We start from the raw sequence: 14,763 nt of genomic DNA, 5'->3' as shown, positions 1-14,763 counted from the left end.
CGAGATGAGCGAAGCGAACGCCATAACCGTCGATGTGGTGTCGGACGTCGTCTGCCCGTGGTGCTTCATTGGCCAGAAGCGGCTGGACAAGGCGGTCGCCGCGGCCGGCGATGTCGAAGTGCACATACGCTGGCGGCCATTCCAGCTCGACTCGACCATTCCGCCCCAGGGCAAGGATCGCCGTGAATACATGCTGGCCAAGTTCGGCAGCGACGAGCGCATTCGCGAAATTCACGCCCGCATCGAGCCGCTTGGCGAGGCCGAGGGCATCTCCTTTGCCTTCGACGCCATCAAGGTGGCGCCCAACACGCTGGACGCGCATCGCCTGATCCGTTGGGCCGGCGCCGCCGGTGAGGCCGTGCAGAACAGTCTGGTGCGCCGCCTGTTCCAGTTGAATTTCGAGCAGGGCGTCAACATCGGCGACCATGCCGTGTTGGTCGAAGCCGCCCGCGAGGCCGGCATGGATGCGTCCGTCGTGGAGACATTGCTGCCGACCGACGCCGATGTCGAAGCGGTGCGCACCGAGATCGCTACCGCCGCGCGCATGGGCATATCAGGCGTGCCGTGCTTCCTGCTCGAAGGCAAATATGCCGTGATGGGCGCGCAGGATGCCGACACCCTGGCCGACGCGATCCGTCAGGTGGCGGCCGCCAAGGCGCGTGGCGAGTTGGAGAAGGTCGGCTGAGCCGATCACGGGCCATTTCCGGCTGCCGGCAAAGATAGCGGCGGCAAGGAATCAGGCATCCAGAACGGCGTGTTTTCGCAAATTCGGATTGGTCCGCCGCGAAAAATCGGCCTGCCGGGTAAGCCAAAAGAGTAACGAAACCGTGTAAATGCCTTCCCCAAGGGAAGGTGGAGGCGTCTCGGCTCGCCATCGGGTAATCACTTGAATTTATTGTGTTAAATTGCCCTTTCGTCGGCTTTCGCGCGCCGCTGGGAAAGCCCGTCCTGTTGCCTTGTCGACACGCTCGCCACCACAATCCGGCTGACCCCCTACAAAAATTAATAGAAAATGATCAATTGGTGTTACCATCCGTAACAAAAGAAAAAAGGTTTGGGCGGGATCGTGATTCGGATCGGCAGACGATCGCAGGAGTCAGTACCGGATGGACTACACCGCGGCGCCGCAGGGCAGTCGCTTTTGACGCCGGTATCCTCGATGCGCAGTTTCTGGGGGCTCATGCGAGCCTACTGGATCTCGGATCGCTGGAAGGAAGCCTGGACGCTGACAGTGGTGATCGCACTGCTCACCGCGGCATCCAGCAAGGCAGGCGTCTGGTTTGCCGAAGCGTCCGGTGAACTGGTCAATTCGATCGCCTTCTTCCACGACGCCGCCAACACCACGCCGCTGCGCACACTGCTGGTCAACGCCGGCATCCTCGTATTGCTGGTCGTGCTCAAGGACGCCGGCTTCACGGGCGTCCGCAACCTTGTCTCGGTAACCTTGCACCGCAAATGGCGCGGTTGGCTGGACAGCCGTTTCAACGAGGCGCTGCTCGACGGCAACCACACGCATTTCCATGCCCAGCATGCGTCGACCGGCGGCAGCACGCCTGCTCCCGACAACATCGACCAGCGCATCCAGGAATCGATCAAGGACATGACCGGCGGCGCCATTGGGCTGGCCATGGGTGTGCTTGGCGTCGCCACCTCGCTCTATTTCGTCGGCCAGAAGCTGCTTGAAAACTCCGTCGAGGTGAAAGGGCTTGAGTTCCTCGGCAGCTATGGCAGTGCCGTCCTGGCCTTCCTGGCGGTCGCCACCTACGTGCCGTTGAACACATGGATCGCGGTCAGGCTCGGCAGCCTGCTCGAGCGCCTCAACGTTCGCATGCAGCAGGCCGAAGGCAGCTACCGCGGCGAGCTGACGACGTTCCTGCGCCGCAGCTTCCATGTCGCGGCATCCCACGGTGAGGGTGTGCAGAAGAGCATGCATCGCCGGCTCTATGTCGACATCGACGGAACCTGGTCGCGGCTGAACATCGTCAACACCGTCTATATGTCGTTCGAGCTGATCTACAACTTCATCGGCGCCCGCATTGTCGCCTACGGCCCCGGCCTCGTGCCGTTCATCCATAACGGCCTTGACCTCAAGGGCTATATCACCGGCTCCGAACTGGTCAATTCGTTGATCGGCCAGTGTTCGTGGTTCATCCATGTCATGCCGGCGATCGCCACGCTGCGCGCCAACAGCCAGCGTGTCACGGAACTCGCGAATGCGATCGAGACTGTTCAGCATCCGCAGGAATTCTACAGCCAGACCGGCCGCTCCGACTTTAACTATGCCAGCCAGAATCCGGTCTTCGGCCTGACCATCCAGAAACTCGAACTGGCGCATCAGGGCGAGGACGCAACGCCGTTCCTCAGTGCCGCCAACCTGCGCTTCCGGCGCGGCGAGTGGACGTTCCTGAAGGGTGAGTCCGGCTGCGGCAAGACCTCGCTGATCAAGGCGATCAATGGCCTGTGGCCCTATGGCCGCGGCACGATCGTCTTCCCCGAAGGGGTGAAGAGTTTTTATGCCGCCCAGGAGGTCAAGCTGCAGCAGGTGTCGCTGAAACAGCTGGTCTGCTTGCCGGGCTCCGAATACAACCATGGCGACGCACAGGTGGCCGCGGCGCTGCACAAGGCCGGCCTTGGCGACTTCATCGAGCACATGGCCAATGAGCACCGTGAGGGCAAAAGCTGGGATCAGGTTCTGTCGGGCGGCCAGAAGCAGAAGCTGGTTGTGGCGCGCATCATCCTGCAGCAGCCGGGGCTGCTGTTCCTCGACGAAGCAACCGGCGCGCTCGATCCCGACGGCAAGATTGCGTTCCATCAGGCCATCAAGGACAACTGCCCCGATGTCACGGTGATCAGCGTCATGCACGAAGCCGTGGCGCCGAGATCCGTTGCCGGCACGGAGTTCTACCACTCGATGGTGCTGATTGCCGACGGCGTCGCCTCCAAGAAGCCCATGGCTCCGAGCCTGCCTGTCGAACTCACCACGATCCTCGCGCAGCCGCGGCCCGTCGAAGACAAATGGCTGCGGTTCCCGCGCCGGCTGAAGCAGAAATAACGACGCTTTCACCGTGACTTGCCGCGCCTGGCGGCGGCCGGTGATCACAGTCTCGCGATCGGAGCCGTCAGGCGCCGTTTTCCTCCCTCACGATGATTGACTCGGCAAGGCGCGCTTCTATGTTGCGCCGGCTTGCAGACAGTCGAAACGCAAACCCGCAAGCGGAAAGGTCACCGCGCCATGCCTGGCGACAGTATTAGTCGAACGCAACCGCCGTCCGCCTAGACGTGACCTGAACGGTTCATGTCCTGCCGGACGGCAAGGAGTGAACCATGAACGATTTTTTCCCCGTAGCGGACGACGAGGCCGTCGCCATCGCCCGCATCCTTGCTAACGACCATGTCGCCGACGTTGTCGAGGCACTCAATCACGAATCGCGTGAAACAGCGACCGAGCTGCTTTGCGAGGTGCCGTTCGAGCGGTTGGTCGAGATTTTCGACCAACCTGAACTTGAAGACGCTCCCGAACTCGTGGAGGCCCTGCCCCGCCCCAAGGCAAGCAAGCTGCTCACCGCCATGTCCGTCGACCGCGCGGCCGACATCCTGCGCGAGCTCGATGAACCGGCACGCTCGGAACTCCTCGGTGCGCTGGCACCACCGCTGCGCGCGACCCTGCTTTCCATCCTGGGCTATCCCGAAAGCAGCGCCGCATCGATCATGACGACGGAGTTCGTCAGCGTCCCTTCGGACTGGACCGTCGGGCGCACGCTCGACTACATCCGCAAGGTCGAGCGGACACGCGAAACCGTCTACGCGATCTACATCGTCGATCCGCAAACGCATCTCCTGGTGCGCTCGACCGGCCTGCGCCGGTTGATCACCGGCGAACCCGACGACTCGATCATGTCCGTGGCGCCTGATCGTATGCCGGTGACCGTCACCCCGTTGACCGATCGTGAAACCTTGGCGCAGACGATCTCCAAATACGATCTGCTCGCCGTTCCCGTCGTCGACCATGGCAAGATACTCGGCATCGTCACCATCGACGACATCATCGACACGATGATCGAGGAGACGACGGAGGACGTGCACCGCTTCGGCGGCATGGAAGCGCTCGACGAACCCTACATGAAGATGAGCTTCCTCGCCATGATCAGGAAGCGGGGCGGCTGGCTTTGCGCGCTGTTCATCAGCGAGATGCTGACGGCGAACGCCATGCAAAGCTATGAGGGCGAGCTGGAGAAGGCGATCGTGCTCACCTTGTTCATCCCGCTGATCATGAGCTCCGGCGGCAATTCCGGTTCGCAGGCGACGTCCCTGGTCATCCGGGCGCTGGCGTTGCGCGAGATCGGCCTGCGCGACTGGTGGCGGGTGGCGCTGCGCGAACTGCCGACCGGCCTCGTGCTGGGCGCCATGCTCGGCGTGGTCGGCATCTGCCGCATCGCGCTCTGGCAATATATGGGCTTCTACGATTACGGCCCGCACTGGCCGCTGATCGCCACGACCGTCGGCGCGGCGCTGGTCGGCATCGTCACCTTCGGTTCCCTGTCGGGATCGATGCTGCCGTTTGCCTTGAAACGGATCGGCTTCGACCCGGCCAGCGCCTCGGCGCCATTTGTTGCCACGCTGGTCGATGTCACCGGCCTGGTGATCTATTTCTCGGCGGCGCTGGTGATCCTGCGCGGCACGCTGCTGTAGCAGCGTCAACGCTTTCCGCCGCTGGCAGTCGCCGGCGGCGGAACCCTCTCTCCCCGAAATGATCTTAGACCTGCCTGCCGTAGATGGTGTCGCGGAGTGCGTCGGGGAAGGCGCCCATCATGCCTGCTATCGCCGTGTTGGTCAGTGCCACCACCGTCAGGTCCAATGCCGGATCCACGAACCAGGAATGACCATAGACGCCGCCCCAGCGCCAGGTGCCGGCGGTCTGGGGCGTCGATGCTGCGAGCGGGTCGCGCAGGACACCAAATCCGAGCCCCCAGCCCCAGCCGGGCATGGTGGTTTCAAGACCCGGTATCGCGTCCATGGTCATCGCCGCTGCCATATCGGGGTGGATGACTGGCTTGCCGCCCGAACGCAGCGCTTCGAGCAGCTTGAGGACATCGCTTGCCGTCCCATTCATCCCGGTGCCGCCCGAGGCGAAGGAAGCATGGTCGAAGACGCGGCCGGGCGAGAATGCGATAAAACCGTCGGCGAAGGGCACGCGGTGATACGAGCCCATCGCGACGGCCTTGCCCTGCCCGTCGGCATAGGGCGTCACCAGCCGCGATCGATCGCGCACGGCAAAGGATGCGTCATGCATGCCGAGCGGCTGGACGACCAGGCGATCGACCAGCTCCGGCAAGGAAACGCCGGTGGCCCTCGCCATAACCTCGCCCAGCACATCCATCGCCACCGAATAGCCCCAGCCGGTTCCCGGCACGTAGGACAGCGGCAGCGAGGCGATGCGGTCGAGGTTGTCGGCCATGGAGAGGCCGGGCTGGTCGAGACCGTCGGAGACGCCGGCGCGATGATAGGGTCCGTCCGCCGGTTGCCGGAAACCGTAGCTGAGCCCGGCGGAGTGCGTCAGCAGCTGCCGGATGGTGATGACGGGTTCACTGCCATCAGCCAGCTTCGGGCGGAATTCAGGGATGTACTTCGATATGGGATCGTCGAGGCCGATCACATCCGCTTCGACCAGGGCAAGTGCCGCCGTCGCGACCACGGGTTTGGTCACCGACGACAGCCGGAAGATCGCGTCCGCCGTCATCGGTTTGTTCGTCTCGCGATCGGCAAGGCCGGCAGCGCGGCTGTAGAGGATTTCGCCACGCCTGGCGACAAGGATCATGGCGCCGACGATGCGCCCGTCCTCGATGGCCCGGTCGACGACCTGATCGACACGTCCGCCAAAACTACCGTCAAGCGGTGCGGAAATGGTGGTTTCGGACATCGATAGCTCCCTTACCGCAAGCGCCAGGCGGCGGACGAAGCGTGTCAGACGCGCTCGCCGTCCTTCACGCGGTATGTCGGCTTGTACATGGTGACGAGCTCTTCCGCCGCGGTCGGGTGCACGGCCATCGTGCGGTCGAAATCATCCTTGGTTAGTCCGGCCTTCAGCGGAATGCCGAGCAGCTGCGCCATTTCGCCGGCATCCGGCCCCAATATGTGGGCGCCGAGCACTTTTCGCGAAGCGCCATCGACCACCAACTTGATCAGCATTTTTTCGTCGCGGCCCGACAGCGTATGCCGCATCGGCCGGAAGCTGGCGCGGTAGATCTCGATATCGGCGAAACGCTTGACGGCTTCATCCTCCGACAGGCCCACCGTGCCGATTTCCGGCTGTGAAAAGACGGCGGTCGCGATCGTGTCGTGGTCGGGTGCGCTCGGGTTGTCCTTGAATGCCGTCTCCACGAAGCACATCGCTTCGTGGATCGCCACCGGCGTCAGCTGCACGCGGTTGGTGACGTCGCCGATCGCCCAGATGTTGTCGATGTTGGTGCGGGAATAATCGTCGACCTTGATCGCGCCGACAGGGGTCATCTCGATGCCGATGCCTTCAAGGCCCATGTTCTCGGTGTTGGGGATACGCCCGATGGCCAGCATCACCTGGTCGACCGTCAGCGTCGTGCCGCTGGTGAGCAGGGCGTCGAGCCGGCCGTCCGGGCGCTTGCGCACCCACTCGGTCACCGAATGCAAGAGTATCTTGATCCCCTTCTTCTCCATGGTCTCGTGCAGCGTGCGGCGCAGATCCATGTCGAAGCGGCTGAGGATCTCCTTGCCGCGATAGACCAGCGTGGTGTCGACGCCGAGACCGTGGAAGATGTTGGCGAACTCGACGGCGATATAGCCGCCGCCTTCGATCATGATCGCCTTCGGCAGCTCCTTGAGGTCGAACGCCTCGTTGGAAAAGATGCAGTGCTCGTGGCCGGGCAGCGCCGGATGCGCCGCCGGACGGCCGCCGGTGGCGATCAGGATCTGGTCGGCGGTGACGGTGCGGTCTTCGCCCAGAAGATGGACCACGTGCGGGTCGACGATCACCGCCCGCGAGTGAAAGGTCTCGCCGCCGGAGCCCTCGACATTCTTCTTGTAGATCGCCTCCAGCCGGCTGATCTCGCGATCCTTGTTGGCGACCAGCGTTTGCCAGTCGAAAGTGGCTTCCGGCACGGTCCAGCCATAGCCGGCCGCGTCGGCAAAAAGCTCCGGAAATTGCGAGGCATAGACATAGAGCTTCTTTGGCACGCAGCCCCTGATGACGCAGGTGCCGCCGAACCGGTACTCCTCGGCGATGCCGACGCGCTTGCCGAGCGACGCGGCGACGCGTGCCGCCCTCACCCCGCCGGAACCGCCGCCGATGACGAACAGATCGTAATCATAACCGGCCATGACGCGGCTCCTTGAACTTCAGGAAAATGAGCTTCGGAAATCCCGTCACAGGTAGGCTGCAAACCGTCAAAAGAAAAGCCCGGACAAGCCGGGCTTCGCAAATGGCCGCAAGGCCGTTTGAGGATGCTGATCAGTTCGCCGAATTGTCCGCGGGGGCCGAACCATCGGCAGGCGCCGCGCCATCCGCGGGAGCGGCTCCGTCCGCGGGGGCGGCAGCATCGGCGGGCGCCGCCGGCGCCTTCGCCTTGGCCGCCGCGGCCAGCGTTTCGCCGACCTGCTGTGCGAGATCGCGGGCAACGCCGTTTTGCCAGATGTCGGCCGCCTTGACCAAATCACGCGTCACCGTCGGGCCGCTGTCGAGCAGCTTCTTGCCGGCCTCGGAGGTATAGAAGGCCGCGATGTCGTTGAGATCTTTTTCGGAAAACACCTTCGCGTAGGCAAGGGCTGCTTCCTTCTCGAGATCCGCGCGGCGCGAGGCCATGGCCAGCGCCTTCTCGTTGATCGTCTTGCCGATCAGCTCCTGCATGTCCGGGTTCTTCTGGATGAGCTGCGATTCGAGCGCGGCCGCCGCCTGCGGCAAGATGTTGTCGAACGGGTCGGTCGCATGGATCGCCGCGACCGCCGCCCGGGCAGCCTTCAGGTGCGATTCCGTGACATCCTGTGAAAACGCCGGCGAGGAGAAGGCGATAACGGCCGAAGCCGCCAGAACGGCGCAAAGGCTGCGAACCCGGTTATGCAACATCATGGTCGATAGAACTCCCTGGTTTTCGGGCGGCATGGACGGTTTGGATACCGTCGCCGCCGGCGATGATGGCCGCTGACGCCAGCCCGATGAAAAGACCATGCTCGACCACGCCCGGAATGGCGTGGAGAGCATTCGAAAGCGCTCTTGTATCCGGAATGCGGCCAAAAGATGCATCGAGGATAAAATGGCCGCCGTCTGTAACAAAAGCCTGGCCTCCCGTCATCCTCAATGTAACCGGACCGGAAAGACCGAGCTTTTCAGCCGCTGCCGCGACCGCGATCTCGGTGGCGCGCAGGCCGAACTGGTTGACTTCGATCGGCAGCGGAAACCGGCCGAGCGTCTCGACCATCTTCGACCGGTCGGCAATGACGATCATGCGCTGCGAGGCCGCGGCGACGATCTTCTCGCGCAGCAGCGCGCCGCCGCCGCCCTTGATCAAGGTCAGCGCCGGATCGACCTCGTCGGCGCCGTCGACCGTGAGATCGAGCTCCGGCGTTTCCTCCAGCGTCGACAGAGGCACGCCAAGTTCGCGACACAGCGCGGCCGTGCGTTCCGAAGTCGGCACGCCGATGACGGTCATGCCGGTTGCGACCCTGTCGGCAAGCAGCCGCACGAACTCTTCCGCCGTGGTGCCGGTGCCGATACCGAGCCGCATGCCATCCGTGACATGGGCAAGCGCCGCCCGCGCGGCCTCGACCTTCAACTGTCTTGCATCCATGCCGCTTATTGCCCAGAAATCTTGGTGTTTTGGGCTCGTAGCATTTTTGCCGCCGGGATCAAAGCTTTTGACCGTGATCAAAGCCTTTGGCAGCCTGTCCACCCGTCTGCTTGCCTTGACGCGCGGCAGCCGCTATCGCCTGCCGATGCACAAACCTGCGCAGGATGGATCATGAGTCGCCCGATCATCGTGTTCGACCTCGACGGAACGCTGATTGATACGGCGCCGGACCTGCTCGACAGCCTCAACCACAGCCTGGCGGCAAGCGAGCTCGCGGCCGTCGACGAGGCCGGCTTCAGGCGCTTCGTCGGCCATGGCGGCCGCGTCATGATCGAGCGGGCGCACGCCGCCCAGCAGCGATCGCTCGACGTCGCCGAGCACGACCGGCTGCTGAAGCTGTTCCTCGATCACTACACCGACAACATTCCCGGCAAATCCCGCCCCTACCCCGGTGTCGTCGAGGCGATCGCGCGCTTCGAGAAGGCAGGCTATCTGCTGGCCATCTGCACCAACAAATACGAGGCCAACTCGCTGGCGCTGATCGAAGCGCTCGGCTTGACCAGGCATTTCGCGGCCATCGCCGGCCAGGACACGTTCGCGTTCCGCAAGCCCGATCCGCGCCACTTGACCGAAACCATCAAGCTCGCCGGCGGCGATCCGCACCGCGCCCTGATGGTCGGCGATTCGCAAACCGACATCGACACCGCCAAGGCCGCCGGCATTCCGGTCGTCGCCGTCGATTTCGGCTACACCGACCGCCATGTGCGCGAGTTCGAGCCCTCGGCCGTGATCTCGCATTTCGATGCACTGACGCTGGAACTGGCGGAGCGGCTGATCGCCGCCGCGGGACACTGACAAAAAAAGCGGTCGGCGCCACGCTGGCGACAGGTTCCGAATGGCGGCAAATCCGATCCGTATCAGAACGCCGGACACCGCCTTGACTTCCCCAGCCTGCCTCCCTTATATCGCGGCTCGCTTGGCCTTCGGGCAACGAGCGGGCGATTAGCTCAGCGGGAGAGCACACCCTTCACACGGGTGGGGTCGCAGGTTCAATCCCTGCATCGCCCACCATCTAACCCTTCGAAGCGGTTGGATGAATTGGACCGAAAATCCCAAGAATGATCGGGACTGGCGCTCAGTATTTTCGCATTCGGCCTCATCTAGAATTTTGGCCGGAGGAACTTGACGCTTGGGAACTATTTGCTTTGAAAGCGTAGCGATGCAATTGGCTCTCCGTCGTCCTCTGCAAAGCGCTCTATGTAAAATTGACGCCCGGTGTCCCATTTGAACCCGTTTTTCTCTCCTTGGTATACGTACCAACGGCCAGAGCCGGGGTTTCTGAAAAGAATAACATTGCCGGGTGCAATCTTTTCGACGATCGTGAGCAGGGTTCCATCTGCCTTGCAGAACTGCATGCCGGCCTTGACGGTCAAAAGCGGCACGGATCGTACATCACTATCCAAAATGCATTTGGACGTGTCGAATTTTCCCGCAGCATCTACCAGCGCGTTGTTGACGACCGAGGGTTGAGATTTTGCTGCCTGAGCGGCAACAGCAGCAGCAACAAGCGCTCTAAGCTTTGACTCGTCTACGCCTCCTGAACCTTCTTTGCCGGCAGGCCCCGCGTCACCTTGAGGTCCTTGGTCCCCTTTCGGCCCACGGGGCCCGGTTGGCCCAACATCGCCTAGGTCCCCTTTGTCTCCTTTGATGCCCTTCGCCGATACATTGGCCGCACTCACCGTATCGAGCTTAGCCCTTAAGTCGGTGATTTCCCGTTGCGCAGAATCCAATTGGCTTTGCAAGCCCGTCGCATACCAAATGCCGCCTGCAAGCAGGCCGGCAAGGGAAACCACCCCCACCGCAGTGTCGAGTAAATTACGATTACCTTCAGCCATATCCCGCCCCTCAACGACCCAAAAAAGAACCAAGCAAATTGACGCTGAACTGGCAAGCGGGTGAAATAGATCGGAAGTGGAAAACGCAGTTCAAATTCCGCCATCTAAGGAAACAGGTTGAGGTTAACCCTTAAAGGTACAGTTCGCTTCGGGTAGGGTCACCGGGCAGATGCAATGGTCATGCATTCTAGCTACGGAACAAACCAACCCACCAGCGAGTTTTCCTCTGTTGAACCTTGAGGGAAAACCATGTCCAGATTTCTCGTGTCGACAAGCGTCGCCGTTCTTCTTGCCGCCGCGCCGGCCTTTGCCGCGGATGACACGCCGCTGCCGCCGCCCAATGCCAAGAAGCTGTCGGATATCCTCGCCAAAGTCGAGCAGCGCGACGGCTTCCGCTATGTGAAGGAAGTCGACTGGGATGATGGCGCCTACACCGTCACCTACTACACCGCGGACAAGGCGAAGGTCGAAATCACCTATGACCCGGTGACCGCCGAGCCGAAATAAGGCTCCTCGCAAGCACCTGTCGTTCGGCTGATCGTGCGCCGGCGGCTGTCGGCGCAGTCAGCGGCGCAGCATCTGTGCGGCGGCGCCTGAGCCGCCTGCAACGCTTGCCATGATGACACGGCTTTTCGGCTCCCCTTGCGTTGGCTCGTCTTTGATGGCTGACTGTATCGGCGCCGCATTGGGGAATGGGCATGGCGACGGCGAAGCACATATTGAAGCGCATCCTGATGATGCTTGCCGGTTATCTGGTCGCCGTGCTGGTCGGCCTGGTCGCCGTGGCGGCGATTTACGGCGTGCTCAGTTCCCTGCCCGACGCGCCCCAATATTTCGACGTCATGGGCGTGACCCCGATCGCGGTCCTGGTGGTGCCGCCGCTCGGCATGTTCGTCTATTTCCTGACGATCGTGGTGACCGGCCTGCAGACGCTCATCTTCGCGCTGATCGCCGAGTTCTTCTCGCTGCGCAACTTCCTGCTGCACATGTTCTTCGGCGCCGCCGCCGCTGCCGGCGGCTTTTTCCTGATCTGGCCAGGCACAACGGAGGACATGGACCCCGAACGCTGGGCCGACATCGGCATCATCGCCGCCGCCGGCCTGTTCGCCGGACTTGTCTATTGGCTGATCGCCGGCCGCGAGGCCGGATTCAGGCGGCCCCTGACGGCGGGTTGACTATTATCAGCTCGAGGGCGAGCGCACCGCTTCGGTCGCGTCCATGGCCTGCTTCAGCCGCGAATCGCGATCGTAGACATCGCCGAAATATTCGACCTTGCCGGACATGTCGGGCCAGGCGGTGAAATAGGCGACATAGACGGGAATCTTGCGCGTCACATCCTGGGTCGAATGTCCGTGCTTCAACTTCTCGGCGATGTAGTCGACCGAGGTGTCGAGCACGGCCGCCGCCATGCCGCGCGGATCCTGCAGCCGCACGCAGCCATGGCTGAGCGCGCGCATATCCTGCTTGAAGAACGATTTCTGCGGCGTGTCGTGCATGTAGATCGCATGCTTGTTGGGGAACAGGATTTTCAGTTCGCCCAACGCGTTGGCCTCGCTCGGCTGCTGGCGCACACTGTAGGGGATGTTGGCGCCATAGCCGCCCCAGTTGACCGCCGCCGACGGAATACGCTTGCCGCGCGAATCGGTCACCTCATAGCCGGCACGGTCGAGATAGCCGGGATCGTTGCGCAGCCGGGGCAGCATTTCGTTGACGATGATCGACTGCGGCACCCCCCAATAGGGGTGAAAGTCGACCTGCTTGATCTGGTCGTAGAAGAAAGCGGTCTGGTTGGTGGTCCGGCCGATCACGGCGCGCGTCTTCAGCTTTTCCTGGCCGTCGTCGATATAGCTGGCGGTGAATGCTGGCTGGTTGATGAAAACGCGCGGACTGCCGAGATCGGAAGGCAGCCAGCGCAGTTCTTCCAGCGCCACTTGCACCTTGAGCAGCCTGTCGGCCTTCGACGTCCCGGCCAGCAAGGCGACCGTGCGCGGTCCGATGACGCCGTCACCCTTCATGCCTTCCTTCTGCTGCACCGCCTTGATCAGCGGTATCAGCTCGGGAACGTAGACCTCGCTCGTCGCCAGCCGCGACAGCATCTCGCCATAGGCGCCGCCCATCTCGTCATCGAGATTGCGCGCGATCAGCGTCAGCAGTTTCGGCAGCTCCGGGCTGGTGTCGCCCGGCTTCAGCAGCAGCTTGGGATCGACGACGATCTCGTTCTCGGCGCTGGCCTGCAAGGATTCCAGTTCGACGCGCAACGCCTGGTATTCGGGGTTCTGCGGATGGCGCGATTCGAGATAGGTGCGCACTTCCTGCGTATGCGCCAATGTTTTCAGCACGCCCACGAGGTCGAGCGGCTTGGCCGGGAAATCATAATAGCCGGTCATGCGATTGGGTTCGATCCGGCCGCTTTGGGCGTCATGGGCGTAGCGCAGCACACGCGCCGACAGCGCCATCTCGAAGCGTACGAGTTCCTTCAGCCGTGCCGCCTCGTCGGCCGTCGACGCGCTGGCCGCGGGCACCTCGACCGTATAGTCGGCGGGCGTCAGGCCATAGCTCGCGGCCTCCCCCAGCACCCGCACCGCATCCTGCGCACGGCTGTTCGGGGTGGTTCCGCCCACCCAGATGAAATCAGGGTTGGCCGAGTAGTAGGCGATCAGCGCCTTGGCGATGTCCGGCTCGGCGTAGAGCTCATAATCGGAAAGCCCTGCAATGGCCTCGTGGAAAGCAGCGACCGTGGCCGATGGCACAAAAGCGGCGTCTTGCGGCGTCGCCGGCTGCGGCGCGGCCGCCAATGCCGAGAAGTCGACGCGCACCAGCCTGTCGGCCTTGTACGTATAGTAGGAGGGACTGCTGATCTTCACGCCGCCGCCACCACCAGCCGAGACTTTAGGCTTGGGTTTGTTCTTTGGCGGCGGAGGCGGAAAATCGCCTTTTGGCGCGTGCTTGATGCCGCCGCCGAACAGCATGTCGAAGAGCCCTTGAGCGCCTGCCTGAGGCGTGCCGAAAGCAAGTGTCGCCGTAATCGCCATCAGCGACACTGCGGTTGTTTTTTTACCGAGGAATTTCATGGATCACCCGCTCCGGCCGCAACCGGTTCCCGTTCCGCACGTAAACCGTCCCGCTCACCGCATGGCGGATGTAAGGCGCGACTATACCGATTCATACCGATTTCGTTAAGCTTTCATAAATTTCCGAAAGCCTGTTGCAGAACAGTTTCACAACATCGTGACGGCTGGAGCGAGGGTGTTCGCTCCAGCCCGGGCAACGCCCTGGAATCAGGCGTTGGCGCCTCCGTCGATGGTCAGCGCGGCGCCGGTGACGAAACGTCCCTCCGGACCGGCGAGCCAGGCCACCATGCCGGCGATGTCATCGGCCTTGCCGAAGCGCGGCGTCGCCATCTTCCGGCGCTGATGTTCGGCATGCGGTCCATCCGCCGGGTTCATGTCGGTATCGGTCGAGCCGGGATGGACGATGTTGGCGGTGATGCCGCGCGGGCCGAGGTCGCGCGCTAGCGCCTTGGTCAGGCCAACCAGTGCCGCCTTGCTGGCGGAATATGCTCCAAGGCTAGTGTCGGTGACGCGTTCGGCGAGATTGCTGCCGATCGAGATGATCCTGCCGCCCTCGCCCATGTGTCGCGCAGCCGCCTTCGAGGCGATGAACGGAGCCCTGAGATTGACCGACATGGTTTCATCGAAATCGGCGAGCGAAAGCGTGTCGATGGGCGCCGCTCGCCAGATGCCGGCGCTGTTGACCAGGATATCGAGCCGGCCGAACGCGGCCACGGCATCGTCGACCGCCCGGTCTATCGCCACGGCGTCCTTGTTGTCGGCTTTGATGGCGATCGCGCGGCCGCCTTCGGCCTCTATCTCGGCGACGACAGAGCGGGCTTGCTCCTCGCCATGCACATAGGTCAGCGCGACGCTGGCGCCATCGGCCGCGAGCCTTCGTGCGATCGCCGCGCCGATGCCGCGGCTGCCGCCGGTGACGAGCGCCGACTTGCCGTGCAACCTGGGGCCATTCAACCTGCGGTCGTTCAACTTGGTGGAAGACAT

At 62.9% G+C, this 14,763-nt stretch carries 13 protein-coding genes and 1 tRNA gene; 7 read left to right on the top strand and 7 right to left on the bottom strand.

The features are described 5' to 3' along the window. Nucleotides 1–4: 4 nt before the first annotated feature. The 3 genes from LB568_RS22760 (at nt 5) to mgtE (ending at nt 4,689) form a co-directional block, all read left to right on the top strand. Complete coding sequence (locus LB568_RS22760) at nt 5–685, top strand: DsbA family oxidoreductase (RefSeq protein ID WP_224731283.1); 681 nt, start codon at nt 5–7, stop codon at nt 683–685. 474 nt (nt 686–1,159) lie between these two features. Then, nucleotides 1,160–3,052: an ABC transporter ATP-binding protein/permease gene (locus LB568_RS22755; protein WP_224731282.1), complete on the top strand. Its 1,893-nt coding sequence runs from the start codon at nt 1,160–1,162 to the stop codon at nt 3,050–3,052. A gap of 272 nt (nt 3,053–3,324) precedes the next feature. Next, nucleotides 3,325–4,689 carry a magnesium transporter gene (gene mgtE / locus LB568_RS22750; protein ID WP_013895580.1) on the top strand — a complete coding sequence of 455 codons (1,365 nt, stop codon included), beginning with the start codon at nt 3,325–3,327 and terminating at the stop codon, nt 4,687–4,689. A gap of 64 nt (nt 4,690–4,753) precedes the next feature. Here mgtE and LB568_RS22745 read toward each other — a convergent pair whose 3' ends face one another. The 4 genes from LB568_RS22745 to rpiA form a co-directional block, all read right to left on the bottom strand. Further along, nucleotides 4,754–5,917 carry a serine hydrolase domain-containing protein gene (locus LB568_RS22745; protein WP_013895579.1) on the bottom strand — a complete coding sequence of 388 codons (1,164 nt, stop codon included), beginning with the start codon at nt 5,915–5,917 and terminating at the stop codon, nt 4,754–4,756. Between the two features lie 44 nt (nt 5,918–5,961). Further along, nucleotides 5,962–7,350 carry a glutathione-disulfide reductase gene (gene gor / locus LB568_RS22740; RefSeq protein ID WP_224731281.1) on the bottom strand — a complete coding sequence of 463 codons (1,389 nt, stop codon included), beginning with the start codon at nt 7,348–7,350 and terminating at the stop codon, nt 5,962–5,964. A 130-nt stretch (nt 7,351–7,480) separates the two neighbouring features. Continuing rightward, nucleotides 7,481–8,095: a DUF2059 domain-containing protein gene (locus tag LB568_RS22735; RefSeq protein WP_013895577.1), complete on the bottom strand. Its 615-nt coding sequence runs from the start codon at nt 8,093–8,095 to the stop codon at nt 7,481–7,483. Continuing rightward, entirely contained in the window at nt 8,082–8,813 is a 732-nt protein-coding gene (rpiA, locus tag LB568_RS22730) for a ribose-5-phosphate isomerase RpiA (RefSeq protein WP_013895576.1), read from the bottom strand. The genes LB568_RS22735 and rpiA overlap by 14 nt, the downstream gene beginning before the upstream one ends. Before the next feature lie 171 nt (nt 8,814–8,984). Here rpiA and LB568_RS22725 point away from each other — a divergent pair, with 171 nt between their 5' ends. Both LB568_RS22725 and LB568_RS22720 read left to right on the top strand, forming a co-directional pair. Next, nucleotides 8,985–9,668: a phosphoglycolate phosphatase gene (locus LB568_RS22725; RefSeq protein ID WP_013895575.1), complete on the top strand. Its 684-nt coding sequence runs from the start codon at nt 8,985–8,987 to the stop codon at nt 9,666–9,668. 141 nt (nt 9,669–9,809) lie between these two features. Continuing rightward, nucleotides 9,810–9,884, top strand: a tRNA-Val gene (locus LB568_RS22720). Nucleotides 9,885–10,009: 125 nt separating this feature from the next. Here LB568_RS22720 and LB568_RS22715 read toward each other — a convergent pair. Further along, entirely contained in the window at nt 10,010–10,708 is a 699-nt protein-coding gene (locus LB568_RS22715) for a collagen-like protein (RefSeq protein ID WP_013895574.1), read from the bottom strand. Nucleotides 10,709–10,957: 249 nt separating this feature from the next. Between LB568_RS22715 and LB568_RS22710 the strand changes: the two genes are divergently transcribed. After that, the gene (locus LB568_RS22710; RefSeq protein ID WP_013895573.1) at nt 10,958–11,215 is read left to right on the top strand and encodes a PepSY domain-containing protein; all 258 of its coding nucleotides are present in this window, start codon (nt 10,958–10,960) and stop codon (nt 11,213–11,215) included. 185 nt (nt 11,216–11,400) lie between these two features. Continuing rightward, complete coding sequence (locus tag LB568_RS22705) at nt 11,401–11,883, top strand: hypothetical protein (protein ID WP_224731280.1); 483 nt, start codon at nt 11,401–11,403, stop codon at nt 11,881–11,883. Nucleotides 11,884–11,889: 6 nt separating this feature from the next. Here the strand turns inward: LB568_RS22705 and LB568_RS22700 are convergent, their stop codons facing one another. Both LB568_RS22700 and LB568_RS22695 read right to left on the bottom strand, forming a co-directional pair. Beyond that, nucleotides 11,890–13,779 (bottom strand): L,D-transpeptidase family protein, encoded by a 1,890-nt coding sequence (locus LB568_RS22700; protein WP_224731279.1) that lies wholly within the window; start codon nt 13,777–13,779, stop codon nt 11,890–11,892. Nucleotides 13,780–13,986: 207 nt separating this feature from the next. Further along, on the bottom strand, nt 13,987–14,763 hold the full coding sequence (locus tag LB568_RS22695; protein WP_224731278.1) for a 3-oxoacyl-ACP reductase family protein: 777 nt from the start codon (nt 14,761–14,763) through the stop codon (nt 13,987–13,989).

This window comes from Mesorhizobium sp. B263B2A, assembly GCF_020165775.1.
GTDB classification, from domain to species: domain Bacteria; phylum Pseudomonadota; class Alphaproteobacteria; order Rhizobiales; family Rhizobiaceae; genus Mesorhizobium; species Mesorhizobium opportunistum.
Note: the sequence above shows the minus strand (reverse complement) of the source record. Positions and strands in the feature narration are given on the sequence as shown.

Excerpts from the sequence above, each read along its gene's own strand:
- LB568_RS22760 (WP_224731283.1), top strand. The coding sequence starts at position 5 with ATGAGCGAAGCGAACGCCATAACCGTCGATGTGGTGTCGGACGTCGTC.
- LB568_RS22755 (WP_224731282.1), top strand. The coding sequence starts at position 1,160 with ATGCGCAGTTTCTGGGGGCTCATGCGAGCCTACTGGATCTCGGATCGC.
- mgtE (WP_013895580.1), top strand. The coding sequence starts at position 3,325 with ATGAACGATTTTTTCCCCGTAGCGGACGACGAGGCCGTCGCCATCGCC.
- LB568_RS22745 (WP_013895579.1), bottom strand. The coding sequence starts at position 5,917 with ATGTCCGAAACCACCATTTCCGCACCGCTTGACGGTAGTTTTGGCGGA.
- gor (WP_224731281.1), bottom strand. The coding sequence starts at position 7,350 with ATGGCCGGTTATGATTACGATCTGTTCGTCATCGGCGGCGGTTCCGGC.
- LB568_RS22735 (WP_013895577.1), bottom strand. The coding sequence starts at position 8,095 with ATGATGTTGCATAACCGGGTTCGCAGCCTTTGCGCCGTTCTGGCGGCT.
- rpiA (WP_013895576.1), bottom strand. The coding sequence starts at position 8,813 with ATGGATGCAAGACAGTTGAAGGTCGAGGCCGCGCGGGCGGCGCTTGCC.
- LB568_RS22725 (WP_013895575.1), top strand. The coding sequence starts at position 8,985 with ATGAGTCGCCCGATCATCGTGTTCGACCTCGACGGAACGCTGATTGAT.
- LB568_RS22715 (WP_013895574.1), bottom strand. The coding sequence starts at position 10,708 with ATGGCTGAAGGTAATCGTAATTTACTCGACACTGCGGTGGGGGTGGTT.
- LB568_RS22710 (WP_013895573.1), top strand. The coding sequence starts at position 10,958 with ATGTCCAGATTTCTCGTGTCGACAAGCGTCGCCGTTCTTCTTGCCGCC.
- LB568_RS22705 (WP_224731280.1), top strand. The coding sequence starts at position 11,401 with ATGGGCATGGCGACGGCGAAGCACATATTGAAGCGCATCCTGATGATG.
- LB568_RS22700 (WP_224731279.1), bottom strand. The coding sequence starts at position 13,779 with ATGAAATTCCTCGGTAAAAAAACAACCGCAGTGTCGCTGATGGCGATT.
- LB568_RS22695 (WP_224731278.1), bottom strand. The coding sequence starts at position 14,763 with ATGTCTTCCACCAAGTTGAACGACCGCAGGTTGAATGGCCCCAGGTTG.